Annotated in this window: 22 protein-coding genes; 5 read left to right on the top strand and 17 right to left on the bottom strand. The window is 48.4% G+C overall.

What is annotated here, in order from left to right; all coding sequences use genetic code 11:
- Window positions 1-47: 47 nt before the first annotated feature.
- On the bottom strand, window positions 48-1,610 hold the full coding sequence (locus K0H60_RS08820; RefSeq protein ID WP_220057897.1) for an MATE family efflux transporter: 1,563 nt from the start codon (window positions 1,608-1,610) through the stop codon (window positions 48-50).
- Between the two features lie 312 nt (window positions 1,611-1,922).
- Window positions 1,923-2,831 carry an AraC family transcriptional regulator gene (locus K0H60_RS08815; RefSeq protein WP_220057896.1) on the bottom strand — a complete coding sequence of 303 codons (909 nt, stop codon included), beginning with the start codon at window positions 2,829-2,831 and terminating at the stop codon, window positions 1,923-1,925.
- A gap of 210 nt (window positions 2,832-3,041) precedes the next feature.
- On the opposite strand from K0H60_RS08815, the gene K0H60_RS08810 reads away from it, so the two are divergent.
- Together K0H60_RS08810 and K0H60_RS08805 are read left to right on the top strand one after the other, a co-directional pair.
- Window positions 3,042-3,569 carry a (R)-mandelonitrile lyase gene (locus K0H60_RS08810; RefSeq protein WP_220057895.1) on the top strand — a complete coding sequence of 176 codons (528 nt, stop codon included), beginning with the start codon at window positions 3,042-3,044 and terminating at the stop codon, window positions 3,567-3,569.
- Window positions 3,570-3,665: 96 nt separating this feature from the next.
- On the top strand, window positions 3,666-4,040 hold the full coding sequence (locus K0H60_RS08805) for a cyclophilin-like fold protein (RefSeq protein ID WP_220057894.1): 375 nt from the start codon (window positions 3,666-3,668) through the stop codon (window positions 4,038-4,040).
- Window positions 4,041-4,128: 88 nt separating this feature from the next.
- On the opposite strand, the gene K0H60_RS08800 is transcribed toward K0H60_RS08805, so the two are convergent.
- The 4 genes from K0H60_RS08800 to K0H60_RS08785 all read right to left on the bottom strand — a co-directional run bounded on the left by K0H60_RS08800 (window position 4,129) and on the right by K0H60_RS08785 (window position 8,475).
- Entirely contained in the window at window positions 4,129-4,566 is a 438-nt protein-coding gene (locus K0H60_RS08800) for a (R)-mandelonitrile lyase (RefSeq protein WP_220057893.1), read from the bottom strand.
- A gap of 105 nt (window positions 4,567-4,671) precedes the next feature.
- A complete protein-coding gene (locus K0H60_RS08795) occupies window positions 4,672-5,718 on the bottom strand; it encodes an NAD(P)-dependent alcohol dehydrogenase (protein ID WP_220057892.1) in 1,047 nt (348 codons plus the stop codon).
- A gap of 94 nt (window positions 5,719-5,812) precedes the next feature.
- Complete coding sequence (locus K0H60_RS08790; RefSeq protein WP_220057891.1) at window positions 5,813-6,883, bottom strand: alpha/beta hydrolase; 1,071 nt, start codon at window positions 6,881-6,883, stop codon at window positions 5,813-5,815.
- A gap of 341 nt (window positions 6,884-7,224) precedes the next feature.
- On the bottom strand, window positions 7,225-8,475 hold the full coding sequence (locus K0H60_RS08785) for an MFS transporter (protein ID WP_220058138.1): 1,251 nt from the start codon (window positions 8,473-8,475) through the stop codon (window positions 7,225-7,227).
- Between the two features lie 256 nt (window positions 8,476-8,731).
- On the opposite strand from K0H60_RS08785, the gene K0H60_RS08780 reads away from it, so the two are divergent.
- Complete coding sequence (locus K0H60_RS08780) at window positions 8,732-9,613, top strand: LysR family transcriptional regulator (protein ID WP_220057890.1); 882 nt, start codon at window positions 8,732-8,734, stop codon at window positions 9,611-9,613.
- Window positions 9,614-9,698: 85 nt separating this feature from the next.
- Here K0H60_RS08780 and K0H60_RS08775 read toward each other — a convergent pair whose 3' ends face one another.
- The 4 genes from K0H60_RS08775 to K0H60_RS08760 form a co-directional block, all read right to left on the bottom strand.
- Window positions 9,699-13,601: a S8 family serine peptidase gene (locus tag K0H60_RS08775; protein ID WP_220057889.1), complete on the bottom strand. Its 3,903-nt coding sequence runs from the start codon at window positions 13,599-13,601 to the stop codon at window positions 9,699-9,701.
- 661 nt (window positions 13,602-14,262) lie between these two features.
- On the bottom strand, window positions 14,263-14,667 hold the full coding sequence (locus tag K0H60_RS08770; RefSeq protein ID WP_220057888.1) for a YbaY family lipoprotein: 405 nt from the start codon (window positions 14,665-14,667) through the stop codon (window positions 14,263-14,265).
- Between the two features lies 1 nt (window position 14,668).
- A complete protein-coding gene (gene tesB, locus K0H60_RS08765; RefSeq protein WP_220057887.1) occupies window positions 14,669-15,535 on the bottom strand; it encodes an acyl-CoA thioesterase II in 867 nt (288 codons plus the stop codon).
- A 114-nt stretch (window positions 15,536-15,649) separates the two neighbouring features.
- The gene (locus K0H60_RS08760) at window positions 15,650-16,603 is read right to left on the bottom strand and encodes an SDR family NAD(P)-dependent oxidoreductase (protein ID WP_220057886.1); all 954 of its coding nucleotides are present in this window, start codon (window positions 16,601-16,603) and stop codon (window positions 15,650-15,652) included.
- 324 nt (window positions 16,604-16,927) lie between these two features.
- Between K0H60_RS08760 and K0H60_RS08755 the strand changes: the two genes are divergently transcribed.
- Complete coding sequence (locus K0H60_RS08755) at window positions 16,928-17,803, top strand: 1,4-dihydroxy-2-naphthoate polyprenyltransferase (RefSeq protein WP_220057885.1); 876 nt, start codon at window positions 16,928-16,930, stop codon at window positions 17,801-17,803.
- Window positions 17,804-17,956: 153 nt separating this feature from the next.
- Here K0H60_RS08755 and K0H60_RS08750 read toward each other — a convergent pair whose 3' ends face one another.
- Together K0H60_RS08750 and K0H60_RS08745 are read right to left on the bottom strand one after the other, a co-directional pair.
- Window positions 17,957-18,766: a DODA-type extradiol aromatic ring-opening family dioxygenase gene (locus K0H60_RS08750; protein ID WP_220057884.1), complete on the bottom strand. Its 810-nt coding sequence runs from the start codon at window positions 18,764-18,766 to the stop codon at window positions 17,957-17,959.
- Between the two features lie 70 nt (window positions 18,767-18,836).
- Window positions 18,837-19,316, bottom strand: a complete 480-nt coding sequence (locus tag K0H60_RS08745; protein WP_220057883.1) for a DoxX family protein — start codon at window positions 19,314-19,316, stop codon at window positions 18,837-18,839.
- A gap of 199 nt (window positions 19,317-19,515) precedes the next feature.
- Between K0H60_RS08745 and K0H60_RS08740 the strand changes: the two genes are divergently transcribed.
- Window positions 19,516-20,415: a LysR family transcriptional regulator gene (locus K0H60_RS08740; protein WP_220057882.1), complete on the top strand. Its 900-nt coding sequence runs from the start codon at window positions 19,516-19,518 to the stop codon at window positions 20,413-20,415.
- 69 nt (window positions 20,416-20,484) lie between these two features.
- On the opposite strand, the gene K0H60_RS08735 is transcribed toward K0H60_RS08740, so the two are convergent.
- The 5 genes from K0H60_RS08735 to gnd form a co-directional block, all read right to left on the bottom strand.
- Window positions 20,485-20,820, bottom strand: a complete 336-nt coding sequence (locus K0H60_RS08735; protein WP_258405805.1) for a hypothetical protein — start codon at window positions 20,818-20,820, stop codon at window positions 20,485-20,487.
- Between the two features lie 271 nt (window positions 20,821-21,091).
- On the bottom strand, window positions 21,092-21,706 hold the full coding sequence (locus K0H60_RS08730) for a hypothetical protein (RefSeq protein WP_258405804.1): 615 nt from the start codon (window positions 21,704-21,706) through the stop codon (window positions 21,092-21,094).
- A 350-nt stretch (window positions 21,707-22,056) separates the two neighbouring features.
- A complete protein-coding gene (locus K0H60_RS08725; RefSeq protein WP_011716708.1) occupies window positions 22,057-22,521 on the bottom strand; it encodes a serine protease external chaperone in 465 nt (154 codons plus the stop codon).
- A 10-nt stretch (window positions 22,522-22,531) separates the two neighbouring features.
- Window positions 22,532-24,649 carry a S8 family serine peptidase gene (locus K0H60_RS08720; RefSeq protein WP_011716707.1) on the bottom strand — a complete coding sequence of 706 codons (2,118 nt, stop codon included), beginning with the start codon at window positions 24,647-24,649 and terminating at the stop codon, window positions 22,532-22,534.
- Window positions 24,650-25,186: 537 nt separating this feature from the next.
- A complete protein-coding gene (gene gnd, locus K0H60_RS08715) occupies window positions 25,187-26,713 on the bottom strand; it encodes an NADP-dependent phosphogluconate dehydrogenase (RefSeq protein WP_220057880.1) in 1,527 nt (508 codons plus the stop codon).
- Between the last annotated feature and the right edge of the window lie 196 nt (window positions 26,714-26,909).

The following is a 26,909-nucleotide window of genomic DNA, read 5'->3' as shown; positions in this document are numbered from 1 at the left end:
TTATCAATTTTTATCTCTTTAAATTACCAAGATGGTTATCTAAGGGTTTACGGCGTATTGGGTTTCGCTTTATCAAAATCCACCGCAGCGGTGACCGCCTCGCATTCCTGCTCTTCGGTCAATTGGCCCATTTGCACATGGGAGGATGAAAACGGACTCGTAGATGAGGGCAGATTTTGGCCAACACAATTGGCAATTTCTTCCTCGTCCCCCGCCAGTAGCTGCTGGCACTTATTCTGCGCCTCTTTGGTATCGCTCACGACAGACTGCGCTGCATTCTCACGACTTGCCAGAGCCACCTTATCGACTAAGCGGTAGGCCACCCACACGCCCATGATCCCAAACAGAATTGAGCCTAATACTTGGCCGATTAATACACCGTATACCCCGCCCCACTGCGCGCCAAAATACACAAATGGCACAGTGCCTAACGTCGCTTTACCAACATTGAACAGGGTGGAATATTTGGCTTTGCCCAGATTATTAAACGAAGCATTGGCCACAAATAAAATGCCAGAGAAGGTAAAAAACACCGCGATATAGCTACAGAAAAACTCGATAAGCGCCGCGCTATCGCCTTTCATATCGAACAGGCTCACCACCTGCGATTTAAGCAAGAACAGCAATAGCGACATCACCACCACATACAAGGTACAAAATTGAATCGCCTTGGTTAAACTCTCACGCACCCGGTCGAATCGGCCCGCCCCAAAGTTTTGCCCAACAATCGGCCCGATAGCGCCGGATAACGCAAAAATCATCCCAAAGGTGACCGGGATTAACCTGCCAAGCACTGCCCAACCGGCCACATAGGCATCGCCAAAATCGGCAATCGCGCGGGTCACAAAGGCGTTACCTATGGGCGTAGCGATATTCGTCAGCATGGCAGGCCCGGCAATGGCGAAAATCGGTTTGAGATCGGCAACAAAATAGCTGAAGTTAAACTTACCCAGCAGTTGATGTTTGACCACTACACCGCGCCCGGCAATGATAAAGACCGCAATACGGGCAAGCACCGACGCCAATGCCGCGCCTTCAATCCCCATGGCAAACAGAAAAATAAAAATCGGATCCAGTACCGCATTAACCCCGCCGCCCGCTAAGGTCGACATCATCGACAGCTTGGCATCCCCAACGGCACGCAGCGCACCGCCAAGGGCCATCGCAAGGCAAATAAAGGGTAAAGAAGGCACCAAAATGTACAAATAACTCTCGGCCAGTTCGGCGGTATGGCCGCTCGCCCCCACCAAGGTCACTAATTCGGGGATAAAGCAGGTCACCACCACACTCACGAAGAGGCTGATTAAGGTGGTCACCGCCGCACTATTGAGCAATAGGCGTTTAGCCAGTTCCACATCCTTTGCACCAATCGAGCGGGAAACTAACGCGCCGAGCGCAATCGAGAGGCCGATGCCAATAGATGTGGTAAAAAACGAAATACTGCCCGCATAGCCCACAGCAGCAGCCAACTCATGTTCACCAAGCAAACTTAAGAAGAAAATATCGAGCAAATCGACCACAAATAAGGCAGAAATCCCCACGGCAGCGGTCGAACTCATCACGAGGATATGACGAAGAATCGAACCTTCAACGAATTTGGCTTGGGTCATGGGGTTGTTTTACCTTGATCTATTGGATGGACTGACATCGAATCCAGTCTGCGGCTCTCGCCACTTTAGCAGTCTCTTGAGTAAGTAAGCCTACCATGAGGCAGCGCACATAATAAATCATTTAAACGATTTGGTTTGTTACGAATAACTTACACACTCAGGCCTTTGCTCTCACAATTGCCTGTTCGATACGACTGACTCCAAGCCATGTAACCAGTCGTGCTCTAGCCAAAGCACTCAACCCTACTCAAGCCCAATCACTTATCCCACATCCGTGACTCTAGGTTATCGTGTCTAGCTGACTTGCTTAGCTTAGGTCGATGATAACCAGTGGATATCGACATCTCGTTTGGGGGAATTGCCAAACAGGCGCGAGTATTCCCGGGAAAATTGCGATGGACTCTCATAACCGACACGATAAGCGGCTGCGGCAGCATCTATGCTCTCTCCTAACATCAATCGGCGAGCCTCCATCAAGCGTAATCGTTTTTGATATTGCAGCGGACTCATTGAGGTCAATTGGCGAAAATGATGGTGAAAGGTCGATTTACTCATTCGGGTCATATCAGCTAAATCATCAATGCTAAAATGTTGGGCAAAATTCATCTTCAACCACTCGATAGAATGCGCGATGCGTAAACCATGGCTGCCCGCCGACACGATTTGCCTTAAGCGCGCGCCCTGCTCACTGATAAGCACTCGCCAAAAAATCTCTCTTTTAATCAGAGGCGCAAGCACAGGAATCGACTCAGGCTCATCGAGTAAGGCGACTAACCGGCTGAAAGCATTCAACAAGCTTGGGGTGGAATGGCCTAAAATCATGCCTTGTTCGGTAACTGTATCCTTTTGCCTCGCCAAGGGTGTTTGCAACATTAAGTCACTCATCACCGCCAAATCGAGTTTTAGCACGACACCGAGGTAAGGTTTTTCAGCACTGGCCTCTAACACTTGCATGGTGGCGGGTAACTCTAAAGAGGTGATTAAAAATCGACTCGGATCGTAGATCAATACCTGCTCCCCTAGGGTCATGCTCTTCGTCCCTTGCACCACGAGCGCAATACTTGGCTCGACAATACAGACCGAATTGGAGGTGGGCGCATTCTGCCGATAAAACTCAAGCCCCTCGACCTCAGATGATGCCCATTCGACGCCAAGGGTTCTTTTGGCCACATTGTCGGCAAGCTCTTGGGAAAAACCATTCATCATTTGCATCTCGCTCATCAGTTTCACCAATTTTTATCAGTAACAGTCGGCACTCGGTCATCTGAATTTATCTTACTCGCTACCTAACTCATTAGTATACGAAATGCCTAACTCTTGGAGAATTAGGCAAGCATTACCGACGAATGAACTACCCTGTAAGCCTGCAAGCGGCAAGAATAAGGGATCCGAATAAGTGATTTTTTAGCCATTGAATAAAGGAGAAAATCGATGAAACCCATGCATTTTGGATTAGGCTCCCTGCTATTGTTAACGCTTGGCGTGCAGGCAACAGAGCCAGTGCCTGTATCAGTGCCTGTATCAGAGATAATGCCTAAAACAGCGAGTGCCTTTGAGCAAATTAGTATTGCCCGCAATGGCACTCAGCTCCCAGCGACGGGGCTCGAAGACTATTTTACCGGCCGAGTGCGCGTTGAGCCTTTGTTTCAGGCCAAGGGCGAAGGTCGCGCATCTGGCGCCTTAGTTACCTTTGAGCCGGGCAGTCGCACCCATTGGCATACTCATCCCGTGGGGCAAACCTTAATCGTCACCTCTGGAATGGGCTGGGTGCAGCAAGAAGGTCAAACACGCCTTGAAATTCATCCAGGGGATGTGGTGCAGATCCCTGCGAATGTCAAACATTGGCATGGCGCGACGAGCAGCACACCCATGACACATATCGCCATACAAGAAGCCAACGCGGGTAAGGTGGTCACATGGTTAGAGAGTGTCTCCCCTGCACAATATGACAAGCCCTGAATCAAGCTTGGCGACTCTTCGCCAAAGCAAGCTAAACCAAAGCAAGTTAAACCAAAGCAAGCTACAAACGCCATGACGCAATCTAAGGTGACTTCGATGAAGATTAGTGTGACCGCAAACGGCAAAGCATATCGATTTACCCTCCTCGATAATCCAACGGCAAAGGATTTCTACGCCCGCTTACCCCTAAAACTCACGCTTAAGGACTATGCCAATACCGAAAAAATCGCCATGCTCGAGCCAAAGCTCACCAAAGCACAGGCGCCAAAAGGCACCAGCGCTAAACGCGGCGATATCACCTATTACGCCCCTTGGGGTAACTTAGCCTTGTTCTATAGGGACTTTGGCTATGCCGATGGCTTAATTCCGCTCGGCACTCTTAGTAACGAGACGAGTAAAGAGATGAGTGATGAATTTGTCGAACTGCTTAGCGGCAAAGATCTCGAGGTGGTGTTCGATAAACAGCCCTAACCATAAAACGCAAAACATAAAAGCAAAAAAGGCGACATTGAGTTCGCCTTTTTTCTTTTAATTCCGAGCACTTTCGCCAGTGATTGAGTTACTCGCCGACACTGTCGCCATTTAAGTACACAGTATCAGTCACAGGTTCAAACCAATCGACCGCTTTCCCCTCAAGCGCCTCTTGAACGGCCACATGCTGCATGGAAGATGATGCCGTTGCACCATGCCAATGCCGCTTACCACAATTACACCAAATCAAATCTCCTGGGCGAATTGTAGTGCGCTCACCACCTTCACACTGGGTCCAGCCTTCGCCTTGGGTGACCAATAGCATTTGCCCAAGTGGATGGCTATGCCAATGGGTTCGCGCGCCTGCGGAAAAGTTCACTACGGCCATACCCACCCGCGCTGGTGGCGGCGCATTAAATAAGCTGCTGATCACCACCTCGCCGGTAAACCATTCACTCGGTCCTTTAATCGACTGCTGTGTTCCTGCGGGGATCAGTGTCATGGATGCGGTTTCTAAGGTATTCATCAAAAACTCCTTTGCTGACGTTGTCTTAAGCTGATTTAAAAGTGATGGCGGCATGGGGAATGGTCCGCAAACCGCCCTTTTAACAAATGAAATAACCTTCTTAGCCTAGAAGGAAGAGGCCTGCATATCGATCACAAACCGGTAATGCACGTCGGATTTCTCAAGCCGCTCGAAGGCTTTATTAATCTGCTCCATTGTGATCATCTCGACCTCTGGCAAAATGTTCATCCGGCCGCAGAAATCGAGCATCTCTTGGGTCTCGGCAATGCCACCAATGAGTGAGGCGGCAATACGGCGACGTCCCATCACCATAGGCACAGTATTCACCTCGGCAATCGGCCCCACTTGACCGACTAAGGTGAGCGTGCCATCCACCTTCAATAACGGCAGGTATGGGGTAATGTCATGCTTTGTTGGCACTGTATCGATGATAAGCTCGAAGCGATTAGCGGCTTGCTGCATGCGCTCAAGATCTGAAGAGATCAAAAAGTCACTCGCACCGAGTTCCAGCGCATCGCTGCGCTTACTTTCCGAACGGCTCAGTACAGTAACATGGGCGCCCATCGCGGCCGCAAGTTTGATCGCCATATGGCCTAGACCGCCCATACCAATGACCGCAACTTGACTGCCAGGCCCAACGTTCCAGGTTCTTAAGGGCGAATAGGTAGTGATCCCCGCACAGAGTAAGGGCGCGACTTTAGCAAGGTCGAGCGATGCTGGAATACTCAGCACAAACTCTTGGCGCACGACGATATGCTTGGCATAGCCACCCTTGGTAAGCTCTTGGGTGTGCCTATCGACACTGTTGTAGGTTTGGGTAAAACCCTGCTCACAAAACTGCTCTTCACCATGATGACAGTGAGTACATTCCTGACAACTGTCGACCATACAGCCCACAGCGACATGATCGCCCACTTTGTATTTGTTAACTTGGCTGCCCACTTGCACCACGCGGCCAACGATTTCATGGCCTGGCACTGTGGGATAAACCGTCCAGCCCCAATCGTTTTTCACTGTGTGTAAATCGCTATGGCAGACGCCGCTATAGAGAATTTCGATAGCGACATCGTTGTCGCGTAATTCACGGCACTCATAGTGATAAGGTTCTAGCGGGCTTTGTGCCGACGCTGCTGCATATCCAATGGTTTGCATATTTCATCCCCTGTGGATTGAGGCAGAAACGTAAAATGACACGCCTCTGCGAGAAATCATCAAGGCCAGCAAAAGCGCTGGCCCGTGAGCTAAATTACAAATACTGAGTGAAAAATTGCGTCAACTTATCGAAGGGGATTAGCTTCACTCTGTCATACAAGTCAACATGGCCAGCACCTTTTACCAGATAGAGTTCTTTAGGCTCTGCTGCGAGGCTGTAGGCTTCTTGGCTAAACTCCAGTGAATGCGCTTCATCGCCAGCAACAAATAACAATGGTCGCGGAGAAATAGACTCAATATCGTTAAATGGATAAAAATTCATAAACTTAGTGTTACTGCTCAGGGTCGGATGTGTCGTCAGCTCAGGCGATGATCCCGCTGGCGTATACTCTCCCCTTGGGGTGCGATAGAAGTCATAAAACTCCTTGGCAATGGGGTGAGAGTTTTCATCGATTTCATGGGGCGTACCGCCAGTGTATTGGGTTTGACCACCGCTAAACTCCACATAACGCTGCGCAGCCGCCTCGGCGATCATTTGTTTGCGCTGCGCTAAGGTCAACGACTTGCCATACAGATGACGGCTAAATCCGCCCATGTCATACATGCTGACGGTGGCAATGGCTTTCATGCGTGGGTCAATTTTCGCGGCGCTAATGGCAAAACTACCGCTACCACAGATCCCGAGCACGCCAATGCGCTCCCTATCGGCAAACTCGCTGGTGCCCAGAAAGTCTACCGCGGCGCTAAAGTCTTCGGCGTATATGTCTGGCAACACGGCATTGCGGGGCTTGCCCTCACTCTCACCCCAGAAGGATAAGTCGATGGCGAGGGTTACAAAGCCGCGTTCGGCCAGTTGCTGGGCATAGAGCACCGCACTTTGTTCTTTTACCGCGCCCATCGGGTGGCCCACGATAATGGCGGCGCGTTTTTCGCCCGCCTTCATACCCTTAGGCAAATACAGATTGCCCGTGACATTCATTTTGTATTGGTTTGGAAAAGTGACTTTTTGCATAGTCAGGGTTGCACTCCGATAAAAATTGTTAACACCATGGGATAAATCACCTTGATGGCCCGATGTTGCCGCTAAGGCCGGCATGCTTGTATTTATCAACAATGCCGAGATCAGCAATGCCGCCAAAGACAATGCACCGTTCGATGTTTTCATATTCAGTCCTTAATGGGGAACAGAGGCGTCACTTAGGCGATATACGTAAAATGCCATGGCAACTCATGCTGAAATTGTCGACAAAACGCCCAAGACATTGAAGCCATGAAACTCGTAGTTACTTGCCTAAAACTCCGAAAATGCGGAAATCATGTAGTGAGAGGTGAGGAAATCGAGGCCGGATAACGCAGCAATGTCGAGTTCGGCTATATGTATCGGTTTAACGCGAATAGCCGCAAGGGCAAATCTGGCGTACAAAAAGGCCAACAGGGAATCGTTGGCCTAAACGTTCAGTGGATATCGAACCTGTTGTGGGTTGCGGCGCTAACGGGCTTAGCAGACTATAACGCCACGCGGCTCATCTGGGTTTGGTGATAACGCAACCGAGCGATGGACAAGGCGATTAATGCAAGCAGTGTTAATGACCCCATCACGACCCCCTGCCACTCGGCTTTATGCCAAAACAGCATCAGGTAAGGCCCGCCCAGCGCTGCGCCTAAGTAATAGCAACACAGATACAACGACGTCGCCTTAGCGCGGTCGCGACTCGCGCGCATCGCCACAAAGGAATTGCAGCAACTGTGGGTTAAGAAGAAGCCACAGGCCGTCATCAAAAAGCCTAGGCTAATCGTGACTGGGGTATCGAACAGGGTCAATAAACTGCCCAGTAACATCAAGCACCAAGACCATTGATATAACTTGTGCTGACCAAATTTTGCCAGCCACTTGGCGGTAAAATAGGAGGCCACGGTACCACTGGAATAACACAGGAAAATCAACGTCGCTTGGAAACGGCTCCACTCGTAGGGCGCGGCCATCAAATGCAGTTGAATAAAACTAAATTGATTCACCATCATCATAAAAGTGATCCCACCGATGGCATAGGCTAAACGCATCTGCGGATCGGTAAGGTGATGGCTAAAGCCATAAAAATCCTGTAATAAACGTGCCCGTTTTGAGAGTGTTGGCGAGGTAGTTTGTCCACCCGAGACCGCCTGCGCATCGGCGCCAGAAGGCAATAAATAACTGGTTAAGGCAACGCCCGCAAGCGTGACTAAAAACAGCAACCACATAGACTCTTGCCAAGATAAAAACTGCGACATCACCCCGCCGAGTAACCGGCCGACAATCCCACCGATACTGTTGGCCATGATGTAAATGCCCGCGGCTTTGAGCATAGTGCTTGGCGAGAGTTGCTCCTTAAAATAGGCCATGGCAATGGCGGGCACCGCAGCTAACAGCACGCCCTGTAAAAAGCGCACGTAGACAAGTGCATTAAAATCCCCTGCCCAAATCAACAGCAGATTCGACAGCGCCAGTAGCCAGAGGCTCACCACAATCGGCGTATGGCGGCCAATTCTGTCGGACACGACCGCATAAATTAATAGCGAAAACGCCAGCGAAAAGCTGGTGACCGAGAGGATAAGCGTTGCCTGTGAGCCCGATACCGCAAAATGCTCTGCGATCAGCGGTAACATGCCCTGCATCAAATACAGATTGATATACACCACCACGGAAGCCACACACAGGGCCCACATTAGTCGGGTATCACGTTGTTTACTGTCGATAATAGTGTCTAACACGGCTTGCACTTTTGGCCTCGATAACGCATCACTCTCAGGATAGACAAAGATTAGCACTGGGCATAACATAACAATAATAGATAATTTATATTGAAATTATTGATTTTTGTTATAGCTAACAGTTGCGATACGTCTTGTTATCGGCCAAGCCATGCGAGATACGACTGTACTGGGTTATGGCGCCTTGTTAACCCTTAAAGCACTGTTTAATAGTGTATAAGAGCCATCGAGCATAAGTGCTATTGCCCCAAAAATAGAGATCATCATGGATATACGCCAACTTAAACATTTAGATGCGCTGGCCAATACCGGCAGTTTTACCGCGGCGGCCAAGAAGCTCAATATGGCGCAGCCTGCCCTGAGTCAAAGTATTAAACGGCTCGAGCAGTCGCTTGGGGTGATACTGATTAATCGCACCAGCAATAAGAATGACAAGCACCTCGCGCTCACCGCCGAAGGCTTAGTGTTGCACCAGCATGCCACGTTGATCCTAAAACAAATCAAGCAGGCGGAAGCGCAAATCCGAGCCATGGCGAATCTTACCTCGGGGGAAGTACGGATTGCAGTGCCGGGTATGCTGGGCTCCTTCTATCTGCCCTCACGGCTTATGGCGTTTCGCCATCAATATCCTGAGTTAAAGCTGTCACTGTTCGAAGGCGGTACTCGTGACGCGCTACGGATGTTACAGCAGGAAGAAGTGGATATTGCCATCATTACCGCCCAGGATCTGCAGAGTGACTTCGATAGCCAATTGTTGATCCGTGAGCAGATGGTGATCGCCATGGGCGCCGAGCACCCGCTCGCCGATCATCCTGCCGTCAGCCTCAACGACTTCTTTGACCATGAATTGGTGATGTTTAAAACTGGCTATTTCCACCGGGAATGGATCCTCTCCCAAGCCAAAGATCTGGGTAAAAAGCCCAATATCGCCTTTGAGACTAACCTGATTAACTTAATCAAACAGATTGTCTCCCAGGGATTTGGGATCACCAGCGTGCTCGAAATGGCCATCAGTCCAAAAGATGACATTCTTGCTAAACCTTTTGACCCGCCGGTGTTTTTAAATCTGCATATCGCGTGGAAAAAGCAGCGCCCCGTCAGCCAAGCCGACCGCGCTTTTGTGGAATTTTTAATGAAAAACCGCTAACAAAAAGCAATTAAAAGGGCCGATTGCTCGGCCCTTTTAATGCGTCACCTAATACTTAAGGTGAAATAGGTTAACTCATAACAAGTTAGCGCGGTTTACGGCGACCAAAGGCAAATGGCAGCAGTAATAAGCTTAACCAGCCAAGAGCACCACCGTCATCCTTCTTCGGCGGAGTATCAGTAATAGATACAGACACTAAGCTCGAATCGCTATTACCATGGTTATCGGATACCGTCAGTTGGAATGACACGGTTTGCGCCGCACCATTCACATTAGGTGCAACTAAGTTTAATTTGGCCGCAGCGGGGTCAAAATTAAAGCTGGTGCCACCTAACTGAGTCCACTTGTAGGTCAACGGATCATTGTTCGCATCCGATGATTTGCTCGCATCGATAAACAGCGGTTTACCTTCTTGTACTGAGGTTGACGCTTCCACCTTAGCCACTGGCGCCACTTCAGCCACATCAAACTGGTAACTTTGCGTCAGGGTTTCTGACGAGGCATTGTTGACCTTGTTTGTTAGGCTTAACTGATTATCGACACTCGCCTTACGTGGTACCAACTCAAAGCTGATGTCCTTCGCGTCAGCGCCCGATGGCATCTCGACCGCCCAAGTGATCTTATTACCATCCTGTTTACCGTCATGGCTGATGTTAGCCACTTCATGGCCTTCAGGCAGTAGAGCTTCTAAGTTATACACACGTGTTTCTTGGGTTCTGTTGGCTTCGATGCGGGTCTTCATCATCTTTGCCACGCCTGGTGTCAACTGACCACTCAGCGCATTGCCCAGAGGCGACAGCACATCATCACCCACACGTTCAAAGATAACGGGTAACTTGACTGGCGCAACCTTGTCATCACCCGTAGTGAGGGTCAACATGGCTAAACCATCGTCGCCCACTTTGAGCGCGTCCTTCCATGCCAGCTTGACGTCGAAGTCTTTAGTATCGCCAGAAAGGGTCGCCGTGAGGTTATCCCCTGCGGTTTCGTTGTTGTAGAAGGTCAATTGTTTCAAACCAAACACGTCATCGGCCGTCGCGGATGAAGCGCTGTAGTTTTGCACAAACACATAGTAAGTGCCTTTAACAGGATTGTTGAGTAGGACACTTTCCTCTGAACCGTCTTTCGCCGATGAAGCCACTCGCACAAGCTTGCTGCCATCGTTTTTATCGAGTAGCACGTACACATCAAGATCAGGTGATGTGGTGTAGCTAATCGATGCACGGAAATACAGTGCATTTTCATTCACGTCAAATTTAAACACTTTGACGCCATCGGCGAGATCATCAGTGTATGAGGCATTGTTCGAGTCTTGCTTCACGCTTGACTCAATGGTTTGGCTAAGCTTTAGGCCCGACACTTCGGCGCCGACGCTGGCAAAATCCACCGCCTTTAGGCCTTCAAGATTGATTTCATCCGCATTACGGGTCGCTTCAATGTTCACCAAATTGGGCAGATTACGCTTACCAATCTTAGCGGCAATCGGCATAGTCGCCGTTGGGAAACTTGCCGACTCGAGCACTAAGTTGCCAAAGCCCCAATCTGCGCCTACTTGCGTCACATCGGCGGTCACGGTAATGGTTTGGCTCGCACCTTTTTTCAGGGTAAAGCTTTCAGGCGATACCGTTACTGCTAACTTATCGGTCACCGCTTGGCCCTTCGCCGTCCAGCTACCATCTTGAGTTGCGGTTACGGTACGGGTCCAAGTACAAGTATTCACGCAGCGAGAATCGGCCATGCTAGGCACGTTTAACTTACGTGGGTCACCGTTCACGACTGGGTTAGCAATTTCATAGTTCAGGGCGCTTTCGTCCATCACTAAACCGGTTTTAGCCGCTAAATCGACACGAATACGGCCAGCGCCCACATCGAACGGATCGGCAACGGTTTTAGCATCGGCTTTTTTCATCGCCTGTGCGGTCGTTGCAGTTAGCATTAATGCGGAGCGGATATTGTCCGGCGTCCAATCCTTGTGCAATGACTTTAGCAGCGCACCAGCACCCGCAACATGGGGGCTTGCCATTGACGTGCCCGACATCAAGGTAAAGTCGGCTGGATTTGTGCCCGATTTATCATGGCCAAATTGTTGATCAGCATAAGCAGCGTAAATATCTGAGCCAGGAGCGGCCACCGAAGGCACAATCACATCATTGGTCGCATTTGGACCAATCAGTGAACTGGCAGATAACACATCGGCCTCACGGCTAATCGCTTGCGGTGTCGGGGTTAAGGTTAGCTCCACAGCAGGATTGGCGGCCATGGCCTCGAGTAAGGCTACGCCATCGGTGTTACCAATAAATACCGCAGGGACATTTAACTTCTCCAATGCCGACATGGTTAAACGCGCATTGCCTTCACCATCACGGTTGTACACTATGACCGCTTTAGCGCCCGCGGTTAATGCACCCGACACTTTAGTCGAGAAATCACATGAACCGCGTTTGATAACGGCAATTTTGTCTTTAAAGGCATCGGCAGGGAACACTTTACAGCCTTCCACATTGGTCGCATCAATCGCGCCTGCAAATACGGGTAGCCCTTTCACGACGTCGGTTTGCACAGGGCCAGAGCCTGGGGTGAATTCAAAGGTCTTACCGTTAAATTCCAGCTCGCGTACCACTTCACGATTGTGAGTCGAGTTAGCGACTGAGGTATACCAAGGCGCGTTTTTGGACGATGAATAAGGCACCTGCGCGATGTTTGCCCTAGTGTTGCCCGCCGCAACCGCAGCAAAAATACCCGCATTACGCGCCGCTAAGAAGCCCTGCTCGGTCGCGCTGTTCCATGGATTGCCACCGCCACTGATGGAGAAGTTAATCACGTCCACGCCATCTTTAATCGCATCATCAATCGCTTTTAAAATCGGCGCCGTTGCACAGCCACTGTATGTATCTTCTTGATCACCAGGCTCACAGACTTGATAGGCAATAATGTTTGCGTGGGGCGCCACGCCGGACATTTGCGCAAACGTTAAGCCAGTTTGGATCCCCGAACCTTCGAGTTTACCCACTTCCCCCTCAACATAAGGAACATTGAGTAATATGTTACCTGCCGCGGTGCTGGCCACGTGCGAGCCATGGCCGCCGTAGTCTTCGCCATTTTTAGCGGGCGGCGTCGCGCCGAAAACCTTTTCGTCGTCATAGATATCGGTGATTTCAGGGTAGCTGCGTACACCAATCAACTTGTCGTTACACATGCTGGCAAAATCGGTTTTACAGTCACCCACATAAATCCCTTGGCCTAAGGGGTTGGTGTGATCGTAACCGTCTTCACCCACATCGGCGAAAGAAGCGTGATCAGAGTTAATCCCTGAGTCGATAATCGCCACAATCACGCCTTCACCCATGGCCTTAGTGCCCGTCGCACTACCGTCCCACACCTTTGGGGAGCCGATCAGTGCCTGACTCACGTCGGTTTCGAGCTGTTCAATTTTCTCGCGTTCGATATAAACCACTTCAGGTAATTCGGCCAGTTTGATGGCTTGAGCCTGAGTCATACGCACGGCAACACCGTTGATGGCGTATTGGTAAGTGGTCAGCGGCTCAAGACGGGTACCAATGGCCGCGCTGGCGCTCGTTAAAAAGCGCTCTTGCTTGACCTTGAGGAAACTGACGTAATTTTTGACTTCAGGTGCGGCGGCATTAAGTTTGACATTACCTGTCTTACCAGAGCTTTTTGCCTGTGAGGTCGACTGTGCATGTTGTGGGCTGGTGGCCTTAAAGCCTGGAATATCCCCTTGATAATTCGCGACGGCGCTGTCCCGTAATCTCACGATATAGGTATATTCTCCCTCGGCTAAATCTGGCTCAGGAATAAATTTTACATCTTGGTTGTTAACCGCGGTTAATTGACCACGGGTCGAATCATTTGATAATTCGGCAGGAATATCTAACTGTAACGTTTCACCGGTTGGCGATAATACGGTTTGCGCATTTGCCGCAGCTGATAGCAATGCCATAGACACTGCTAGTGCAATTTTTGTTTTCATGTTCGCTTCCTTCGCTATATTAAAATTACTGCTGAAAGTTCCATTTTTAATATTTATTCAGTACAGCAATATCATAAAACGACTGTAACTGAGAGAACTTTACCGCAGCGTTTTAACACGTAATGATACATATTAAAACACCTCATTAACCGGATAATTACCCATAAAATCAATTAATAAGAATGTCGTTCTCAATAAATATTCATTGTTTAACGGTTAACGGAATGCGAGATGGTTTATGCTGCGAAAGGGAATGTTAGCAAGCGCTTAAAAACCAAATAAAAATTCATTATCACTCATTAATAAATCCTTTGCTTAATTGATAATTAACAGTATGCAAAACCGATAAATCAAGATGAAAACGGATTACATTTAAATGAAATAATTTCAAGCAGACATAATTTTTCACAATTAAGACTGTGATGAATTAGAGGATTGCATGGACAAATAACAGGCATATGATTTAACGAATGCCGTACTTATTTAGCGAACTTAATTGTCCATAAGAAATACGGAGTATGGTAATCCGATAAAAGTCAGACCACCCGATAGAAGAAAGAAAAGATAAAGGAGTAAAAAAACAAGCAATAAAAAAGGGGATTGACTCCCCTTTCGAAAAAACACATTCACCATCCTGCCAATAGGCTTTAAAGCATTCAGCCTAGGGCTCAGTGCGTACCGCTTTCATCAGTACTTCCGTGGTGTATTTATCATTATTAATCACAGGGAAGCGGTCATAGGTTTGGAAAATCACCTTGTCCTGATACTTGATCATGGCCACTACGCCGTAATTAATGCGTTTATCGATAGATTGCGCCGGTAATAAGAACTTAAACGGCACAGGCGCCCTAGCGATATTAAAGCTCTTTTGGGCAATGATGACGCCGGGCGTGTTCAAATCGATAATCGCAATGGTAATTTCACTGCCTTGGGGCAGAAGGATTTTTTCCAAATAGCCCGCAGCCCCATTCACCACCACCGGAGGATCGGGTTGTACCGTCACACAACCACTTAAGGCAAATATCACCAGTAAGAATGAAAGAAACAACTTTATTTTCACCAACATATTAACTTCCTTTTACCATACGGATCAGCCCCTCTTGGGTCGTCGATGCGACAAGCTCACCCTGCTGATTAAAAAATTGGCCTCGTACGTAACCCCGTCCACCGCTGGCGGTTGGACTGTCGATACTGTAGAGCAACCATTCTCCCATATTAATCGGGCGATGGAACCACATCGCATGATCGATTGTTGCCATGCGGATCCCCGGCGTTAAAAACGACACCCCATGGGGCTGAGCCGCCGTGACTAAAAAGTTAAAGTCAGAGGCGTAGGCCAGCAAATATTCGTGAATATGGGCATCCGTTGGCATTGGCCCATTCGCCCTTAGCCACACATAGCGATAGGGTTCGGTTTCTTTGGGCGCGAAGGGATGCAAGGGATTGACTAACCGCATCTCAATCGGCGCGTCTTCCATAAACTTTTCGAGAATGCGCGCGGGCACTTTATCCCTTAAGGTCATCGCCAGCTCGTTTTGATTCAATAAGCCTTCAGGGCCCGGCACCTCAGGCATTTGGGCCTGATGGTCAAAGCCCGCCTCGGGCTCTTGGAACGAGCAGGTCATATGAAAAATCGGCCGTCCTTTTTGTATTGCGCTCACGCGTCTGGCACTGAAACTGCCGCCGTCTCGCATATTTTCCACTTCATAGACTATGGGTAGCTTCTCATCCCCTGCGCGTAAAAAATAAGAGTGTAGCGAATGCACTTTACGCTCGGATGGCACAGTTTGCTTAGCGGCGCTCAGGGCCTGCCCCATCACTTGGCCACCAAACACATGCCCAAATCCTAAGTCTTGACTTTGACCACGAAACAGCCCGATTTCAATTTGCTCGAGGGATAATAATGATAAGAGATCGTCTAATACCTGACTCATGGGATCCTACTGAAAATTAGCAACTAATGCCCAAGGGTAACTCAGTTAGACTAGGGCTGACCAGTAGAGAGTCGATAGCTTATTGCATCTTGTGGCTTCTGCCCGCCCAAAGCACTACTCAATCTTAATATGATGCTCAAGGGCGCTCTGTTTTGACCAAGCCAGCACTTTATCTTCGCCGCAGGTATGCAGATTAATCGGAAAGGCATAATGCAACTCGGGCCAGTACTTGACCAGTTTATCGGGTGTGCACAGCCCCTCACTGAAATAGATGGACTGAAATTCGGCAAACATCCCATGACTCACACTGCCCGCCCCCGCGAGCAAATGCTGGCCATTCGGTGCGGCACTGCTGACTAAAAATGCCATGGTCGCCGTGACCGTATCAAAGGAAAACAGCGGTTGAATCGCTGGGGCTAAGTGTTTATGCGTCATAGCCGTGAGTGCCTGCGGGCACAGGCTATTGATATGGATGTTATATTGCTCGCCCTCTAAAGCAAGGCTATTAACCATACCGACGAGGGCCATCTTGGCGGCGCTAAACGGGACTTGATGTAAGTCGCCAAACAACGCCGACACCCCAGTGGTCATCAAAATTCGGCCATAGCCATGGGCCTTCATCAGCGGCCACAGGGCTTGGGTCAGATAAAAGCTACCATGCACATCCACATCAAACTGTCGCTGCCAGTCGGCTTGTTGGATATGCTCGAAGGAGCACGCGCCGTAAACCCCGGCGTTATTGACCAAAATATCCACGCGTTGCCAATCTTGCTGTAGGCGATTCACCATCGCCTTGACATCATCCTGCTGGCTAACATCCACTTCAAAATACAGGCATTCTCCCCCGAGCTTCAAAATGGCCTCATGGGTTTGCTGCAGTTCTACGTTAGTTACCTGAGTTAAGTTAGAAGAGCTAGTTGCCCTCAATGCCTCGCCTTGGGATGGACGTCCCTTAGGTTGGTCAACTAATACCAATTTGGCGCCACGCTCAGCCAACATAATGGCATAGGCTCTCCCTAGCCCGGAGCCTGCTCCCGTTACCAACGCCACTTGATTATCGAAACGCATCCTATCGTATCCTTATCATTGACATTAACGCTGAACGCCACACTTGACCATTCACCTCACAGCTCTGGTTATTACAAAAATAGGGGTGAAGTTCATCGGCTTAACCGATGTTTGGCAGTGGATCACAGGAGATATAAAAACACAGGCATAGTGGATTTTCTTTGAACTTGGCGACAAATCTTTCCCCTGAAAGCGAAACATCTGTGCGCCAATTCAAACTCTATTACATGCGTGTATTAGATAGTACTCACTTTAACGTAATTTCTTGTTATGCTATGACGCTGTTCACTACCCAATTCTTTTCTTAGATAACGACTGGACATCATGAATCCTTGGATTTTAGCCATCAGGCCCCGCACCTTACCCGCGGCAATCGGTCCCCTATTAATCGGTAATATTCTGGCACTGCACCTTGAGCGTTTTAGCTGGTTGATTGCCGCCACCTCGATGTTGTGTGCCATCCTATTGCAGATCGCCGTTAACCTCGCCAATGACTACTTTGACTTTAAAAACGGCATTGATACCGCCGAACGTATTGGTCCGGTTCGCGTAACCCAGAGTGGCATGATCCCCCCCCATAAAGTACGCAATGCCATGGTCCTCTGTTTAGTACTAGCATTAACCGTGGGCTCGTATTTGATTTGGCATGGCGGCTGGCCGATTGCTATTTTAGCGACGGCGGCCATTTTAGGCGCCCTCGGCTACAGCGGCGGCCCGTATCCTCTGGCATCACACGGGCTAGGTGAAGTCGCCGCCTTTGTGTTTTTTGGCTTAGTCGCCGTAGTCGGTAGCTATTATCTGCAGGCGGGTGATACCAATATGAATGCTTGGCTACTAGGCTGTGCGATTGGCTTATTTAACGCCGCCATTATGTTGGTCAACAACACCCGCGATATTCGTACCGACACCCAAGCGGGCAAACATACCCTCGCGGTGAGGATTGGCGAGGCGCAGGCCAAAGTCTTGTATCAAGCCTTAATTTACTTGCCCTTTGGTTTAGTGATCGCAGGATTCTTACTGGGCATTCTGCCGGGATTACCGGTACTGCTGGCGGGTTTATCCCTGCTTATTGCCCGTAAACTCAGTAGCGATTTCTATGCCGTATCGGGTGAAGCCCTCAATCCACTATTGGGACGCACGGCAAAACTCACCATGATTTTCAGTACTCTATTCAGTGTGGGACTAGTGTTTACCTCCTAAACGGGAATATCAACGTCTCGGAATTGCCCCAGAGTTGAGTTTAAAACCTGCCCATAAGGCGGCTAGTAAAATAGACAAGGCTTAAAATACAAAAAGGTTCGTCATGATGTGTTTAATACGCAACATGACGAACCTTTTGCTTTTAGGGGCAGATTAAGACCAGAGATAACCCGATATTGCCGTGTTAAATAACAGGCCACTAAATTGATGCGTGGCTTTTGGTGTCTGCAAATGCGCCGCCCCAAAACACACATGTAAAGGTATTAAGTGTTCTTCCCTTGGGTGGCTAAAACGCGCCTCCGGCGCCGATTGCCAATCGATTAATTGTGCCTTGGCGTGGCTATCGCCTGATGTCACGACATCGGTTAACCAAGTATCAAACCCTTGGCTGCGAGGCAACACCTTAGGATCGCCGGAGAAAAACGCGCGCATATTGTGAAACGACATGCCAGACCCCACAATCAACACTCCTTGCTCGCGCAATGCCGCAAGAGCCTCGCCGATCGCGATATGGGCACTCGGGTCGAGGTGCTGCACTAAGGACATTTGTACCACAGGAATATTCGCCTCTGGATACATCAGCTTAAGTGGCACAAAGGTGCCGTGATCGAAGGCACGCTGATTGTCGAGCCGCACCGCGATTCCACTCGCCTTGAGCAAACCGGCAATGGTTTCGGCAAGCTGTGGCTCACCAGGCGCAGGATAAGAAAGTGTATAGGCCTCAGGGGGAAAGCCATAGTAATCGAACAGCATGCCTGGATGGGGATGACTCGACAGTGTCACCTGCGCCTCTTCCCAGTGGGCCGTCACCAATACAATGGCCTTGGGTATTGGGATAGTATCTGAAACCTTGGATAAAAATGCTCTTAACTCCAGATGATTTGCATCATTGAGTAGCGGTAAAGGCCCGCCACCATGGGGAACAAATAACACTGGCATTAGAGCGGAATTCGCGTGCGTCATAATAAACTTCTCTTGATGAAACCGTTAGTTATCACTTGTAAATCATACCTTGCCAGTCTTGTGGCTAAGATTAGAAAGCCGCTTTCATGTCCACCAGCTGACGTTGAAAACGCACTAATCTATCAACGGTTTCATCGAGCTTGATGATTAAAAACAACAGCGCAGATAAAGACAGTGCGGGTAACGCGCTCATGGTGGTTTCGTAATTAAAGTGGTAGTAAATGGCCCCCATCATCACCGACAGTAATGCGGTCGCCGACAGGACTCGATATTCACGCCAGCCAATGCCAATGGCGCCCAGCACTTCAATCACACCGATAAAATAGCCAAAACCCGTGGGCAAATTCATTACGCTAAAGGGCACATGGAAAAACGGCACACTGAGTAACTTGCCCATGCCCGAGAATAAAAACACTATGCTCATCGCCAGCGTCACCACCACCGCCGCACGATTTAAGGTATTGGCACAGATAAAGAGTTTTTGAGGGTCAGTCTCGGCAACGGTTTTATCTGCATTGCCTTTGGCTAAACATAATTGATTTATCGACATAACTACCTCATTACTCATCTCTTTTAGACTCAGTTCAGCGTGACCCCTCGCTAAACGGCACCCTAAACGCAAAGTAGTGGACTCGCATTGAGCCCACTACTGTCATATGGCGGAATTATGCGCCCACAAAAAATAAATAAATATGGAATAATATCTAACATCTCCTAAAATAATTCTTTATTTGTTTAAGAGTCTTGCCATGACCTTAGAACAACTGCTGATGTTCAATACCGTCGCCCTCGCCGGCTCACTAAAGGCCGCCAGTGACAAACTTCATAAGACTCAGCCTGCGATCAGTCAGAGCATTAAACAGCTGGAATCCCAGTTAGATTTAGTTCTGTTCGACCGCCAAGGGTATCGCTTAACGCTCACTCAAGAGGGACGAAAGCTGCTGCAATACGCCCAGCGCGTACTGAATGAAGCGCAGGAGATGCGACAAGTCGCGAAGCATTTAGCTAAAGGTAACGAGGCCAGTATCACCTTAGCCTTCGAAGCATCCTTTAATCTAACCCGCATCTTGCCGATACTGGAGCGCACACAAAATGAATTCCCTCACACTCAAATCATTCTTAAACAAGAATATTTAACCGGCGCGCTCGAAGCCTTAAATCAAGGCAAAGCCGATATTGCGATTTCAGCGGGCGGCATTGAGCCGATACGCTCAAGCCATTTTGAGCTGGCTTACTTATTTTCAGGCAGTCTGTTGGATGTGGCCTCGCCGCGCTTACTGAGTCGCCACCCCACTCTAAGCCATGTGCGCGAATTGGTGAACGAGTACCAAATTGTGATCCAAGATACTGGCACTGGCACCGCCAATATCGAATTTGGGGTGCAAGCTGGGCAACGCCGTTGGTATGTTAATGATTTTTATACGAAGAGAATGCTCATTCAGAGCGGCATGGGCTGGGGAAAATTGCCACATTATTTGGTGGAACAAGCCCTCGCGGATGGAAGCCTATTACCACTGGAACTGCGCGAAAGGCAGAACCTTATCCAACTCGATTACTATGTGATGCGCCCACCCCACTCGCCATTAGGCCCAGTGGCGCAGGCACTGTGGGAAAACTTAGTCCAATTAGCCGCTAAGCAAAGCGTCTAAGCAAGCAATCTGGGTATCACACGCTCAAGATATGTCGACTGAATAAGCATTTATGGAGCAGTCAAAGAGCTAATGACTAAGCAGATTCAACCACTCTTGGGGACTGGCCAAAATAAATTGATACTCGCTGCCATCAATCAAGGTGATTTTTATCGCATCAGAAGTCACAGGTAAAATGCCTCCGCCCTTACCCCAACAGGATTCAACCTTGGCGATATCCTTTCTTTGCAGCTGATATGGCCCAAGTCCTAAGGTTTTATTGTAGGGGGAAAAACAAACCAGCTGCTCGGTGACACTTAGCTGGCCATCGGCTCGCGCCACACCATCTTGCACCGTCGCGATAGCAGACCTGATTAGGCTTTCTTGCATAGTTGGGCTTTGTTGCGCAGTCAGGCTTTCTCGCATAGCTTCACTCCATTGAATAGTGCTAACAGCTTTATTCCAACTTACCAAACACTGCGGCTATTTCAAGTTTAACGATATTCACGTGCACGATACGACTTACGACAGGCTGTTACGATAGCCCCTCAATTTAGGCACTAAAGCTGATGCATTCAGTATTCATTATGCTGATCCAGCAAGTGTCTATCGTTGGTTTATCCTGCAATCTGCGGCCACTGTGACCTAACTTGTCCGACAGACCGCTTAATCATTCTTATCCCGCGAATAAATTCACTCAGCGTTGATAATAAACAACTGACCAAAAATCAAACTGCTCGCCTTTGGCGGCGCACCAATCCGGAAACGGCTCAACCCCAACAAGAGTGGAATACTCCTCCCAGCAATTGATCATCGACTGGTAATAATCATGCCTGTTTTGCAGCCTTGATTTACTCTCTATCGTCTGTAACCGCGCGATTAATGCTTGTGCTGACGCTAGCGAGTCTTTTGCCCGCGATATATCCCCCAGCAATACAGATTCAGATAAATGGTGGGTCTGAAAATCGACACTGTTTAAATGGGACAACGCGACTTGAGTGAGGCAAATTTCATCGGTAGGCTCGAGCGCCAACGCCCTTTCATAGGAATCGATATCCCCAGCAATAAAACCTAACCATTTGTGGGGGATGGGATTATTGGGCTCATCTAATGCCCATTGGGTTAGCACGCCTTTAAGCAGCACGATAAGGGGATAAGCGAGTAACTGGTGTGTTTCACGGTGCCAAAAGCCTAAGGAGGATAGCTCCTCTGCGATGTGCCTTTGCTCGGCTAAGGATAAGCTCTTACAGTGTGATACGAATTTATTTACCGTCGCAATCGCTTGCTTCTTCAGTCCTTGCTCTTTTTGCAAGCAATATTGACCAAAAAGTTCATACCCCTTCCGGGCCGAATACTGGGCCCCTATCGTCTTTAATCCTTCAAAGTTGTCGCTATTCCAGTAGTTCATAGAGGTGTTTGAGTTAGGTGCTTGAGCTGCGTTGTCTTCAGCCGCTAGGTATTGGCTGCAGTCAGTAAAAATATAACCCTTAAGCGCAGATTGTAATCACCAAGCCCGCCTAGAACCAGATGATTTATCATTAAGTAGTTAACTATCCACGGTTTTTATCTCAACTTGCCCACTTTTATCACTTCTATTGAGCAGACCATCAGAATAATAAAGGGCCTTGCGGCCCTTTATTCGATGTTAACCTAACAAGATGATTATTGGATTTCTTGCTTGGCGAGTGCGCGGTCAAGTTTGGCGCGCTCAACCTCTGGCGAGGCTTTAATCGCTTGAATTAAACCGAGCAGATCTGTGCCCTCATCGGCAGCAAGCAACAATAAGTTATTGTTATTTTGCCAATCTACTTTTAGACCATGGGCCTTAGCAAAATCGGCAGCCGACACACCTGGTTTTAACTTAACCACTAATTTACCGGTCATTTCGGCAAAGGCCTTACCCGATTGGGTGACCACTTTTTGCCCTTTAACCAACTGCTTAGCCTGCTTGACCCCTGACTCAGTTTTTACAAAGTAAGGCGTATCCAACCCTAAAAACTCAGCACGACTAACCTGAACACCTTTAGACTCGGTTTGAGGTTCAGTAAATTCGACTTTGTCATGCGCCATCGCCTGCACCGACAGTGAAAGGGCCACAGCCACTAACGATAAATTTAACGCTTTCATTGATTACTCCTTAAGATGCAGACTTGGCAGCATGGCCATGGAAACGAATTGACCAACCTTTCAGCTTGCCATCGGCTTCGTTAGGGATAGAGATATAGCCTTGATCGTATTTAACAAATCGATAGCTACCGCTATTCACATCAATCAGCTTGATTGTCCATTCACCTTTTGATGATTCGCCATAGAAGGCATTCGATAACATAGGAGTTGCATCGTAGCCAGTGACCAGATCATCAGGGTCAGTTTTATCCATCACACCTTGGTAAACTAAACCGTTATAAGGTGTCATCAACACACTCTTAGTGCCCGAAGGTGAAATCAGCTCAACTGCTAAATCCGGTAGACGTAGATGGTCGGCAGTCAGCTCAATCTGTACGGCTTCAATCACTAAATCGTCTGCGACCACTTGGGTATCAGTCACACCATTGACGTCCGCATCAGGGATAGCCTTAGTGAGTTCAGGGCTTGCTTGCCACTCAGTGACCACATAGTCACCTAAATCTTCGGCATAGGATTTAGCCAGTTTAACGGCTTCGGTAAGATCCACACGACCAAAACCATAGAGGTTATGGAAAGAGAACCCAGCCGCGTTTTGCAACCAGCCAGGGATAGCCGTATACACTGGAGCGGCTTCACCCTCACCTATGGTCACCGTTTTAGGCGCAATATCCGCATCTACTTTGGTTGCTGTCTTGGCGAGGATATAGCGAACATCACGCCAAGAGAGATCTGGATTCGCACTCATGATCACCGCTACCGCGCCCGAGGTATTTGGCGCTGCAGAGGAGGTGCCGTTCATGGTCGATGTGTAGTCACAGTTAGGGTTTAATGGGTTCAACCCACCGTGGAATGGCGTGCTCGGTCTATCTTCAGCAATCGCAGAACCATTCTCACATCCCATACGGTCGGTAGTCACAATCGCTGGATCGTCATCACCATATTCACCACCCGGTGCAGTGACGAAAATGTTCGAACCCACAGATGAGTAGCTTGAAAGCTCGCCCTTAGCGTTAATGGCGCTGACCACTAAGTTATACACGTTAGCATTGTCAGAGGACATGTTGGAGTTATGGAAAGGTAAGCCATGGTTAGCAGGCTTTTCCGCCGTGGCAGTGAAATAATCCCCTGGCAACCAGAAGGTACGGTAACGGTAGTAGTTATAGCCGTTGCCCGCAGATTTAACGAAAATACTGCCTTTACCATCGAAACTTTGGGTTGCAATATCTTGATAAACTTCGGTTTCATCCTCATCAAAACCATGGGGGAATGGCACGCTGTAACCATAGCTTTGGTTAAAGACTCGCGCGCTATCACTATAGGCACTGGCACCATGTGATTTAGCAAAGTTTTCAAATGTTTGAACGTTCTCGACTTTACCCGTTGGGTCTTGATCTAAAAAGTTAAAGCCAATCAACTTAGCCTTAGGCGCAACACCACGACCGCCGATACCATTCCAGCCTTCGGCCGCAATAATCCCACCAACGGCAGTACCATGGCCCGATTCACCCGAGAAAGGCGTTGGGTCAACTGTACCGGTAATCAAATTATAAGAACCGCCATTGACCGTATTGTTCATCAAGTCTGGGTGTGCAATCTCTAAACCATCGTCTACCACAGCAACGGTAATGCCCTGTCCCATTGCATTATCTGAAATCGCACCGCTCACATTCATATCTTCACCGGCCACACCACGGTGAGCCGCAAAGGCATTCTGCCCGGTGTTTTTTAAATGCCATTGGTAGGTAAAGAGGGGATCGCCATGTTTAATATTGATTGTCAGATTGGCTTCAGCCTGTAATTGACCGTCGGACACTTTGAACCGAACCACTTCAGTCCCTTCGCTGGCATCGGATGCATAGGTAAATTCGCCAGTGTTTTTATTCACTAACGTAAAGGTGCCCAGTTTAAGATCGGCCGGGTCAACCAATGAATAGGTCAAACCACCTTCGGCATCGCTCGCTTCTAGTTTTCCAGTAAACAGCATCGACTGTGACACATCAACAGTCATATCCGCCGTGGTCGGGGCAGTATTCACTTTAGGCACAGGTGCCGGAGCCTTCTTATCATCGCTCCCACAGCCAGCCAATAAGGCCGCCGTGATGCTCAATGCAACAATGGACATACGCATAGTAGACATTCCTTCTTGTCATTACTTATTGCAACTTAATTTGGCGTGATAATTTTGATTAATCTTATTCCGCATTAAGTTCTGTTATTTTAGTTATTCCCTATGATTCCCGATAAAACACAAGCACCAAATAGGAAGCAAAGATTTAACACAGAAGAAATAATTGTGAAAACAAATATAAATAGAATGGTAGACCGATTAAATATTTGTGATTATTTTATCGACAACATCAAAAAGAAACCAAGATAAGTTAAAACGAAACACATCGGATTAAAACCAAAGAAAAACAATCTGTTATATAATATTAAACCATTTTAAATTTACAGTATGACAAACAGTTAAATGCACATACTTTTTTACATTTTTAAATATTCAAATCCTTTTATGATGTTACATTTATAAAAATAACCACACTATAGATGCGGTAAATAATATAAGCAAACACCCATAAATTAACATTTAAGTAACACGTGGTGTTTATCAAAATAAAGCCAAGCAATAAAAAAGCCCCTATTTAGGGGCCTTTTTACAATCTATTTAGAGCTTAATTAATACCCTGTTTGGGGCACTCCAATCTAAATGATATTTCTCGCCAGCGGGCTTATCTAAGCGCTCAAAGGTATGGGCACCGAAAAAGTCCCTTTGTCCTTGAAGCAAGTTTGCTGGCAGTGTCTCGCTGCGGTAACTGTCGTAATAGGCCAGTGCCGAACTAATACAAGGCACGGGGATCCCTTGCATCACAGCCGCCGCCACAGCACTGCGCCACTCGGTTTGTTTTTCCGACAAGGTAGTTGCAAAAGTGTCTGCCATCAATAAACAGCTTAAGTCCGCATCCGCTTGATAAGCTTGAGTAATAGATTGCAAGAAGGTGGCACGAATAATACAACCCGCACGCCAAATCTTCGCGATTTCGGCAAAATCGAGCTGCCATTTTTGCTCCTGCGCCGTCATCGCCATCAGTTGGAAACCCTGGGCGTAGCAACACACTTTCGCGCAATAGAGCGCACTCTCTAAGGCATCGATTAAACTGGCTTTTTGAGCATCATCCATCGCCACTGAGGCAGGACCTGCGAGCTTTTTACTGAGCTCAACACGGAGGGATTTTTGGGTGCTTACCGCGCGCGCATAAACCGCTTCGGCAATAGTGGGCGCCGGGCAACCAATTTGCAAACTGCTGACAGCAGTCCAAAGCCCGGTGCCCTTTTGCCCTGCTTTATCGAGGATCATCTCAACTAACGGCTGACCGGTTAGCGGATCCGCCTGTTTGAGCACCTCGGCGCTGATCCCCATCAGATAGCTGTTTAAACTGCCCTTATTCCAGCGTTCAAACACCTCACCCACCTGTGCCGCACTCATGCCTAAGCCATCGTGCATTAACTGATAGGCTTCGCAAATCAGTTGCATATCGGCGTATTCAATCCCGTTATGCACCATTTTCACATAATGCCCAGCGCCAGCTGGACCAATATAGGTCGTGCAAGGCTCACCTTCGGTCACGGGATTGCCCGGCTCAAAACGTTCAATCGGCAACCCTGTTTGAGGATCAACCTTAGCAGCAATGGCCTTCCAAATCGGCGCCACATGCTGCCAAGCCCCAAGATCGCCACTTGGCATTAATGAAGGGCCAAAACGGGCACCGACTTCCCCCCCCGAAACCGCCGAGCTGAAGAAGATAAATTTCCCTTGGTAACGCTTTTCACGCTCAACGGTGTCCGTCCAAAGACTGTTGCCCGTATCGATAACAATATCGTCCGCTTCGATACCAGCAGAAATCAGGGCATGACATACCCCATCCACAGGCGCACCCGCAGGGACAGACAGCACGAGAATACGGGGGTGAGCGAGGCTTGCTAACATTTCTGAAAGATTAGCACAGCCTGTTATACGCAGATCCTGTCCTACACGTTCTTGTTTTTCTTGTTGTAAAACACCGTTGACTTTAACAGGATCGAGGTCGAAGGCACTGACGCGATATTGATTGTCGGCAATGTTTAGCGCGAGGTTTTTGCCCATCACGCCAAGGCCAATCACGCCAATGTCATTAAGATTGCTGTGGTTTTGCATTATATAATTCCCACGGGTCACAGAGGTTAGAAATAACCAATTTGGAGGTGTAATTATATCGGGCTTTGTAACTTAATTACCAGAGACAATAGACGATGCATACGATTGGCAATCCCGATTACAGCCTAAGATGTGCTGTTTTTTCAGGAGAATATTCCTAGATCTCATTAAACATCTTTACCAATCGTATACATCT

The sequence above is a fragment of the Shewanella mangrovisoli genome (genome assembly GCF_019457635.1).
GTDB lineage: Bacteria > Pseudomonadota > Gammaproteobacteria > Enterobacterales > Shewanellaceae > Shewanella > Shewanella mangrovisoli.
This window is presented reverse-complemented; position numbering and strand designations above follow the sequence as displayed.

Bases quoted from the DNA above. Each gene is read 5' to 3' on its own strand.
- K0H60_RS08820 (WP_220057897.1), bottom strand. From the start codon at position 1,610: ATGACCCAAGCCAAATTCGTTGAAGGTTCGATTCTTCGTCATATCCTC.
- K0H60_RS08815 (WP_220057896.1), bottom strand. From the start codon at position 2,831: ATGAGCGAGATGCAAATGATGAATGGTTTTTCCCAAGAGCTTGCCGAC.
- K0H60_RS08810 (WP_220057895.1), top strand. From the start codon at position 3,042: ATGAAACCCATGCATTTTGGATTAGGCTCCCTGCTATTGTTAACGCTT.
- K0H60_RS08805 (WP_220057894.1), top strand. From the start codon at position 3,666: ATGAAGATTAGTGTGACCGCAAACGGCAAAGCATATCGATTTACCCTC.
- K0H60_RS08800 (WP_220057893.1), bottom strand. From the start codon at position 4,566: ATGAATACCTTAGAAACCGCATCCATGACACTGATCCCCGCAGGAACA.
- K0H60_RS08795 (WP_220057892.1), bottom strand. From the start codon at position 5,718: ATGCAAACCATTGGATATGCAGCAGCGTCGGCACAAAGCCCGCTAGAA.
- K0H60_RS08790 (WP_220057891.1), bottom strand. From the start codon at position 6,883: ATGAAAACATCGAACGGTGCATTGTCTTTGGCGGCATTGCTGATCTCG.
- K0H60_RS08780 (WP_220057890.1), top strand. From the start codon at position 8,732: ATGGATATACGCCAACTTAAACATTTAGATGCGCTGGCCAATACCGGC.
- K0H60_RS08775 (WP_220057889.1), bottom strand. From the start codon at position 13,601: ATGAAAACAAAAATTGCACTAGCAGTGTCTATGGCATTGCTATCAGCT.
- K0H60_RS08770 (WP_220057888.1), bottom strand. From the start codon at position 14,667: ATGTTGGTGAAAATAAAGTTGTTTCTTTCATTCTTACTGGTGATATTT.
- tesB (WP_220057887.1), bottom strand. From the start codon at position 15,535: ATGAGTCAGGTATTAGACGATCTCTTATCATTATTATCCCTCGAGCAA.
- K0H60_RS08760 (WP_220057886.1), bottom strand. From the start codon at position 16,603: ATGCGTTTCGATAATCAAGTGGCGTTGGTAACGGGAGCAGGCTCCGGG.
- K0H60_RS08755 (WP_220057885.1), top strand. From the start codon at position 16,928: ATGAATCCTTGGATTTTAGCCATCAGGCCCCGCACCTTACCCGCGGCA.
- K0H60_RS08750 (WP_220057884.1), bottom strand. From the start codon at position 18,766: ATGACGCACGCGAATTCCGCTCTAATGCCAGTGTTATTTGTTCCCCAT.
- K0H60_RS08745 (WP_220057883.1), bottom strand. From the start codon at position 19,316: ATGTCGATAAATCAATTATGTTTAGCCAAAGGCAATGCAGATAAAACC.
- K0H60_RS08740 (WP_220057882.1), top strand. From the start codon at position 19,516: ATGACCTTAGAACAACTGCTGATGTTCAATACCGTCGCCCTCGCCGGC.
- K0H60_RS08735 (WP_258405805.1), bottom strand. From the start codon at position 20,820: ATGCGAGAAAGCCTGACTGCGCAACAAAGCCCAACTATGCAAGAAAGC.
- K0H60_RS08725 (WP_011716708.1), bottom strand. From the start codon at position 22,521: ATGAAAGCGTTAAATTTATCGTTAGTGGCTGTGGCCCTTTCACTGTCG.
- K0H60_RS08720 (WP_011716707.1), bottom strand. From the start codon at position 24,649: ATGCGTATGTCCATTGTTGCATTGAGCATCACGGCGGCCTTATTGGCT.
- gnd (WP_220057880.1), bottom strand. From the start codon at position 26,713: ATGCAAAACCACAGCAATCTTAATGACATTGGCGTGATTGGCCTTGGC.